Annotated in this window: 6 protein-coding genes; all 6 read left to right on the top strand. The window is 69.8% G+C overall.

All coding sequences use genetic code 11. The features are described 5' to 3' along the window. A partial coding sequence (locus tag AB4Y86_RS09475) for a hypothetical protein (protein WP_441401990.1) occupies positions 1–1,391 on the top strand: 1,391 nt, incomplete at its 5' end. Between the two features lie 7 nt (positions 1,392–1,398). Continuing rightward, positions 1,399–2,391 carry an HAD-IIA family hydrolase gene (locus tag AB4Y86_RS09480; protein WP_441401991.1) on the top strand — a complete coding sequence of 331 codons (993 nt, stop codon included), beginning with the start codon at positions 1,399–1,401 and terminating at the stop codon, positions 2,389–2,391. 10 nt (positions 2,392–2,401) lie between these two features. Beyond that, positions 2,402–2,650, top strand: coding sequence for a hypothetical protein (locus tag AB4Y86_RS09485; RefSeq protein WP_441401992.1), 249 nt, complete (start codon positions 2,402–2,404; stop codon positions 2,648–2,650). Then, positions 2,647–3,453 carry a TlyA family RNA methyltransferase gene (locus AB4Y86_RS09490; RefSeq protein WP_441401993.1) on the top strand — a complete coding sequence of 269 codons (807 nt, stop codon included), beginning with the start codon at positions 2,647–2,649 and terminating at the stop codon, positions 3,451–3,453. Before AB4Y86_RS09485 ends, AB4Y86_RS09490 begins: the two co-directional genes overlap by 4 nt. A 58-nt stretch (positions 3,454–3,511) precedes the next feature. Then, positions 3,512–4,582 (top strand): NAD kinase, encoded by a 1,071-nt coding sequence (locus tag AB4Y86_RS09495; protein WP_441401994.1) that lies wholly within the window; start codon positions 3,512–3,514, stop codon positions 4,580–4,582. Positions 4,583–4,585: 3 nt separating this feature from the next. Beyond that, on the top strand, positions 4,586–6,249 hold a 1,664-nt coding region (gene recN, locus AB4Y86_RS09500), incomplete at its 3' end, for a DNA repair protein RecN (RefSeq protein ID WP_441401995.1).

The following is a 6,249-nucleotide window of genomic DNA, read 5'->3' on the forward strand; positions in this document are numbered from 1 at the left end:
ACCGTAAGCCGTTTGGTGACCGTCCCTCACGTGACGGTGGAGAGCGTCGCAGTTTCGGTGGYGGTGACCGTGACCGTAAGCCGTTCAGTGGTGGTGGCGATCGTGATCGTAAGCCGTTCAGTGGTGGCGGCGATCGCGACCGTAAGCCGTTTGGCGATCGTCCCTCGCGTGAGGGTGGGGAGCGTCGCAGCTTTGGTGGCGGTGACCGCGATCGCAAGCCCTTCAGCGGTGGTGACAACCGCAAGCCTTTCGGCAGCCGCGAGGACCGGCCGGCCCGCAGCTTCGACCGCGGAGACTCCGGTCCCCGCCAGTTCGGCCGCGACCGCCCCGAGGACCGTCCCGTCCGCGAGCCGAACGCCCGGGACCTGCGCAGCGCCAACCGACCCGACCGCGAGCGTTCACCCCAGATTGACGAGGACGTCACGGGCAAGGAACTCGACCGCGCCACGCAGCACCAGATCAAGACGCTCGAAGATAACAGCGCCGAATGGGTGGCACGCCACCTCGTCATGGCCGGCCGCCTGATTGACGACGAGCCGGAACTCGCCTTCCAACACGCCCTGGCCGCCAGCCGGCGCGGCGGCCGCCTCGCGGCGGTCCGGGAAGCAGTCGGCCTGACCGCGTACGCGGCGGGGCACTACGGCGAGGCGCTGCGCGAATTCCGGACGTACCGCCGGATCAGTGGCTCCAACATGCATCTGCCGGTCATGGCGGACTGCGAGCGTGGCCTCGGCCGCCCGGACCGGGCCCTGGACGTCGCCCGCTCCGAAGAAGCCAAGGACCTCGATGCTCCGGGCAAGGTGGAACTGGCGATCGTCGCCGCCGGCGCGCGTACCGACCTGGGCCAGTTCGATGCCGCCGTCTCCGAGTTGGAAATCGCGCAACTGGACATCAACCGCGCCTTTTCGTACAGCCCGCGGCTGTTCCGCGCCTACGGCGATGCCCTGACGGCAGCTGGCCGCGAAGCCGAAGCCGGGAAATGGCAGCGTCAAGCCGTCGTTGCCGAGAACGCCCTGGGCATGAACGTCGACGAAGAGCCGGACATTATTGACCTTGGCTGGGACGAGGAAGAGGAAGCCCGCGAGGAACAGCAGCGGCGCCGGGTTCTTAAGGAGCAGGCCGCCCAGCAGGCCGCCGCTTCCGTGGCGGAGCAGGCCCCTCGGGCTGCCAGCGCCGAATCGGTAGCCGGGCTCCCCGAGGCCGCTGAACCGCAGTCCGCCGGGCACGATCTTGAAGCCGGCTCCGACGACGAGGAAACCGCCTTCTTCGAGTCCGACGACGCCGAGTCCGATCAGGATTCGGTCGAAACTGACGAGCTGGAAGCGGAGGACCGGCACGCGGAAGACGCCCACGCTGATGAGTCCAGCGCGCCGGAACGCGCCGAGGACTAGCCCAGTCATGGCCGAAGCTGAGCTGATTTCCGGGTTCGACGCGCTCCTCGCCGATCTGGACGGCGTCGTTTACGCGGGTCCACACGCCATTCCCGGCGCGGTGGAATCGCTGAAACGGCTCGCCGAAATCGGCGTCGGGTTGGGCTACGTGACGAACAACGCCTCGCGGACGCCCGCCGAGGTCGCGCTGCACCTGCGCGAGCTCGGCGCTCCGGCCGAGGAACAGCAGGTGGTCAGTTCGCCGCAGGCCGCCGCTGAACTGCTGGTTTCCCTGCTGCCCGCCGGCGCCCGCGTCCTGATCACCGGAGGCGACGCGCTGGCCCGCGAAATCGAAATCGCAGGTCTGGTGCCGGTCCGAAGCGAGGCCGACGACCCCGTCGCCGTCGTGCAGGGCTTCCACCCCGACCTGGGCTGGAAGGACCTCGCGGAGGCGTCCTACGTCGTCGCGGCCGGCGCCGTGTGGGTCGCCACYAACACGGACCTGACCATCCCGCAGGCCCGCGGCATGGCGCCGGGCAACGGCACACTGGTCGCCGCCGTCACCGCGGCCACCGGGCGGGAGCCCCTCGTGGCGGGCAAACCCGAGGCCCCGCTGTTCCATGCCGCCGCCAAGAGATTGGCCGCCGAGCGCCCGCTCGTCGTCGGCGACCGGCTCGATACGGACATCCTCGGCGGCACCAATGCCGGCTTTGCCACCGTGGCCGTGCTGACCGGGGTCGACACGAGGGAGACCATCCTCGCCGCCCGCACTCGGGAACGGCCCACCTTCCTGATCAATGACCTCACCGATCTCTACCGGCCGTACCCGACGGTGGAGCACGACGGCGACGGCCAGTTCCGTTGCGGCGCCGCCACGGCGGAGGTGCTCGGGGACACCGTTCGCGTTAGCGGTGCCCCCGCGGATCTCGACTCGTGGCGTGCAGCCTGCGCCGCCTGGTGGGCTGCCAACCCCGAGACGGAAACCGCACGGCCGCCCGGTCTCGAGTGGCTCAATCACTAGACTGGAGAGCATGACCGAGCAGATTCTTGCCCCTGACGCGGAACCGAACAGCGCTGACGCCCGGGTTGATTGGCCGACGCCGGCCGACGATGCCGCCATCGACGATCCCGCTATCGAGAATTTACTCAGTCGCCTCGGCAGCCTGTCGGGGTTGCCGGTGTCGGCCCACGGCGAGGTCTATGCCGGCCTGCACGACGGCTTGGTCGAAGCCCTCAACGAGGACGTGGCCGGCCAGCCTGCGGGGGATCCCCGCCCATGACCAGGCTTGATCAGGCCCTCGTCAGCCGCGGTCTGGCGAGGTCCCGCACCCACGCTGCGCGCCTGATCGGCGAGGGAAAGGTCAGCTCCGGTGGAGAAGTGCTGGCCAAGGCCTCCTTGCAGGTACAGGACGGCATGGTCTTGGACGTCGCGGCCACGCGCGAGGATGACTACGTCAGTCGGGCGGCCCACAAGCTCGCGGGCGCGCTGGACGCCTTTCCCGCCGTCGAGGTCTCCGGCAAACGCTGCCTCGACGCGGGCGCCTCCACCGGCGGCTTTACCGAGGTACTGTTGCGGCGCGGCGCAGCTCATGTGGTGGCCGTCGACGTCGGGCATGACCAATTGGTGCCGCAAATCCGGAACGACGCGCGGGTCTCGGTCCACGAAGGCCTGAACGTGCGCTACATGACCGCGGAAGAGATCGGCGGCCCGGCCGCACTGACCGTGGCGGACCTCTCCTTCATCTCGCTGACCCTCGTGGTGGCGCCCCTCGCGGCGTGTACCGAGCCCGGCGGGGACCTGGTGCTGATGGTCAAGCCGCAGTTCGAGATCGGCAAGGACCGGCTGGGCCGCACCGGGGTGGTCAGCTCCGAACGGGAACGCCGGCTGGCGGTCGCCAAGGTGGCGGCCGCGGCAATGGATGCGGGCCTGGACCTGCATGGTCTGGCGCAGAGCCCGCTGCCCGGCCAGGACGGAAACGTCGAGTACTTTCTGTGGATAAAACGCGGGAACCGGACAGACCTGCCTAAGATCGAGGAGCGGGACGCGGCGGTTGCCGCGTTACTCGGCACGATCTGGACCTAGCAGTGGAAGTACTACCGCAAGCAAGAGCAGCACAAAAAGTACTAGAAGGCGGAACCCGATGAGCAGGCGTGTCCTCATTCTTGCCCACACCGGCCGTGAGGAGTCCCTCAAGGCGGCCTGGGAAGCGTGCGCCCAGCTGCATGCCTCCGGCATCGTTCCCGTGATGCAAAAATCCGAGCTCGGCGATATGGTCCGGTTCTTCGGGCAACTGGACCAGCCCGTCGAGGTCCTGCACGACCACGTCAAACTGCCCGACGTCGAACTGGTCATGGTGCTGGGCGGCGACGGCACGATCCTGCGCGCGGCGGAGCTGGTGCGCGAGGTTGATGTGCCGCTGCTTGGCGTCAACCTGGGCCATGTCGGCTTCCTCGCCGAAAGCGAGCGGGCGGACCTGGCCCAGACCGTCGAGTGGGTCGCCAGCCGCCAGTACACGGTGGAGGAGCGGATGACCATCGACGTGCAGGTGTGGGTCCGCGGCCAGAAAATCTGGCACACCTGGGCGCTGAACGAGGCGGCCATCGAGAAGGGCAACCGGGAACGGATGCTTGAGGTGGTCACCGAAGTCGACGAACGCCCGCTTACGTCCTTCGGCTGCGACGGCGTGGTTCTCGCTACCCCCACCGGCTCCACCGCCTACGCGTTCTCCGCCGGCGGCCCCGTGGTGTGGCCGGAGGTCGAGGCATTGCTGATCGTGCCGATCAGTGCCCACGCCCTTTTCGCCAAGCCGCTGGTAGTCTCGCCCAGGTCCCGGCTCGCTGTCGAGATCCTCAACCGGACCGACGCTCAGGGCGTGCTCTGGTGCGACGGCCGGCGTTCCGTGGATCTGCCGCCCGGCGCCCGCGTGGAAGTCACCCGCTCCGCCACCCCGGTCCGGCTGGCCCGCACCCACCAGACCCCGTTCTCCGGCCGCCTGGTCCGCAAGTTCGAGCTGCCCATCCAAGGCTGGCGCGGCCCGGTGCCGCAAACCGACGCCATCCACACCGGGCCTGTGCCGGTGGTGCGGACCCTGCGGCCCAGCCGCGGCCTGCCCACTCCTCCGCGGCACGCGGAGCCGTCCGCGGAGCCGCCATTCGCGGAGCCGCCGTCCGCGGACCCCGGCGCACCGACCGATCCCTCGACTGTGAAGTGACCCATRCTTGAAGAACTGAGAATCCGCGACCTCGGCGTCATCACCGATGCGACACTGCCGCTGGGCCCGGGCCTGAGTGTCGTGACCGGCGAAACAGGCGCAGGCAAGACTATGGTGGTCACCGCCGTCGGCCTCCTCCTCGGCGCGCGGTCCGACGCCGGCGCGGTCCGGAGCGGCGCGAAGAGCGCCTCCGCCGAGGCGGTGCTGAAGCTCGACGCGGCCCACGCCGCAGTCACCCGGGCGCGTGAGGCGGGGGCCGAGGTCGAAGAATTCGACGGCGGCGCGGAACTGCTGCTGGCCCGCAGCGTCGGCGCCGACGGGCGCAGCCGCGCCTACCTCGGCGGCCGCGCGGCGCCGGTCGGCGTCCTCGCCGAGATCGGCGGGACGCTGGTGGTAGTCCACGGGCAGTCCGACCAGATCAGGCTCAAGAGCCCGGTGGCCCAGCGCGAGGCCCTGGACAAGTTCGCGGGGGAGTCCTTGGCCGGCGCGCTGGCCGCCTACCAGGAGCTGCACGCGCACTGGAAGGCCAACCAAGCGGAGCTGGAGGAGCTCCGCAGTGCCGCCCGCGAACGGCTGCGCGAGGCCGAATCCCTTGAGGCCGCCCTGGCCGAGATCGACGCCGTCGACCCGCAGCCGGGCGAGGATGAATCGCTCAAGGCCGAGGCCGTCAAGCTTGCCAATGTTGAGGAGCTGCGGATCGCAGCCAGCACCGCCCATCAGGCCCTCATCTCCGAGGAATTCGGCGAGGAAGCCGACGCCACCACACTGGTGGACGCCGCGAAACGGACCCTGGAGCACGTCGCGGAACACGACGAGGAATTGGGATCGGCCGCCGCCAGGCTGGCGGAGGTGGGATTCCTGCTCAACGACATCGCCGGCGAACTGGCGAGCTACCAGGCCGCCCTCGACACCGAGGGCCCGGAACGCCTTGCCGAGATCGAAGACCGCCGGGCAGCGCTGGCGAAACTCGTGCGGAAGTATGCGCCCAGCATCGACGAGGTACTGGTCTGGACTGAGCAGGCCCGGGCGCGCTATGACGAGCTCCAGGACGACTCCACCCGGATCGAGGCGCTGGAAGCCGAGGTCGCCCGCTCCGAGACGGACCTCCGCAAGCAGGCCGCCGCCATCAGCAAGACACGCAAGAAGGCCGCCAAGGACCTCTCCGCCCGCGTCAGCGCCGAACTGACCGCGCTGGCCATGGCTGACGCCACCTTGGTGATCAACGTGGACCCCGGCGAACAACTGGGCCCGTTCGGAACCGACGAGATCTCCTTCCTCCTGCAGCCGCACTCCGGCGCGCCGGCCCGGCCGTTGGGCAAGGGGGCCTCCGGCGGCGAACTCTCCCGCGTGATGCTGTCCATCGAGGTGGTGCTCGCCGCCGTCGACCCCGTCCCGACGTTCGTCTTTGACGAGGTCGACGCCGGCGTGGGCGGCCGCGCGGCCGTCGAAATTGGCCGCCGGCTGGCGATGCTGGCCCGGCACGTCCAGGTCCTCGTGGTCACGCACCTGCCGCAGGTGGCGGCGTTCGCGGACCAGCACATCCGGGTCACCAAGACCTCGGTGCGCGGCGCGGGCGGGTCGACGGCGACCGGCTTCACCTCCAGTGACGTCCAGCTGCTGGACGAAGCCGAACGGGTCCGGGAGCTGGCCCGCATGCTGGCCGGGCA

Source organism: Arthrobacter sp. 2YAF22_2, from assembly GCF_052114645.1.
Lineage (GTDB): Bacteria > Actinomycetota > Actinomycetes > Actinomycetales > Micrococcaceae > Arthrobacter.

Bases quoted from the DNA above. Each gene is read 5' to 3' on its own strand.
- AB4Y86_RS09485 (WP_441401992.1), top strand. From the start codon at position 2,402: ATGACCGAGCAGATTCTTGCCCCTGACGCGGAACCGAACAGCGCTGAC.
- AB4Y86_RS09490 (WP_441401993.1), top strand. From the start codon at position 2,647: ATGACCAGGCTTGATCAGGCCCTCGTCAGCCGCGGTCTGGCGAGGTCC.
- AB4Y86_RS09495 (WP_441401994.1), top strand. From the start codon at position 3,512: ATGAGCAGGCGTGTCCTCATTCTTGCCCACACCGGCCGTGAGGAGTCC.